Below are 983 nucleotides of genomic sequence, written 5' to 3'. Positions count from 1 at the left end.
ATCCGAGTCTCTTTAACAGCGTGAACGACTCCTATGATGGTTCCTTTAAGCTCTGCTTCCCATTCCTGTTGTCTTTTCGATTGGGATTGCATCTTGGCCCCGAAGTAGCGGGATCCATAGATGAGGCCAGTTATGACGATCAGAAGCGTTCCAGTAAGCTTGGGAGAGAGATAAAAACATAGCCCCAGAGCACCTATTACCATAGCTACAGCCTGAAACAATCTTGTTCCGACATCCACTAGAGGTTCGGTGACATTCTTGGCTTCATCATAAATGCGAGCGACGAAGTAGTCCGCTCCTTTGCGCAGTATTTCCATGTATGGTAGATGGTGGTAAAACTCAAGCATGCGCAAGCTTACAGCCGAAAGAATTTGGTTCTTAAACCGACGTGCATAAAGTTCCAAAAAGAAACTAGAGAGGCGCCACAACGTCCCGAAAACGACTACCGCAAGTCCTACTATAGCAAAGAGGCGGAAATTTCTCCGGACAATTCCCTCATCGAAAAGATATTTGAATCCGAGCGGTTCAACAAGCGCTACAGCCATTGAATTGAAGAAGCTCCACATAAGCAAAAGAAGGAAGACCCAGCGGAAATAGCGTTGTTCAAAGATAAATTGCAGCTTTTCTAGATTGCTTTTCCACTTCACTAGTGCCCACCTTTTTTCGAGCATGGGTGTCGTTCAAATGTTATAAAGAAAAGCTATTTTAATCAACTCTAAGCCGTTGCTAGTGTCCGCTTTGTTCGGCCCTCTCTTCCCCTCAGCAAAGGTTGGACCGCCTGGGCTGAAAGCTTTCCTGGCCAAACTCTCCGCAGTAACTTCGCCCTGATCGTTCAAGATCCTGTGCGGACTTCGTCGTTAGCCTCGTGCACCGGCTGGTGCTCGATTTGCATGGATTCCACGGTCTGCACGAAATCTGTGGATTTCCCGCGGAAGTGGACGGTCTCGCCCTGTGAAAGCGGGGCAGAGAGCTTCACCACGGCC

Annotated in this window: 1 protein-coding gene; it reads right to left on the bottom strand. The window is 48.3% G+C overall.

Features of this window, described 5'->3' with window-relative positions; genetic code table 11:
* The coding region (locus tag H5T41_11350) for a hypothetical protein (protein ID MBC7109354.1) at window positions 1-647 on the bottom strand (647 nt) is incomplete at its 3' end.
* Between the last annotated feature and the right edge of the window lie 336 nt (window positions 648-983).

The organism is Methanomassiliicoccales archaeon, from assembly GCA_014361295.1.
Classification (GTDB): Archaea; Thermoplasmatota; Thermoplasmata; order Methanomassiliicoccales; family JACIVX01; genus JACIVX01.
The sequence above is the reverse complement of the archived record's forward strand: the minus strand, read 5'-3'. Positions and strand labels throughout refer to the sequence as shown.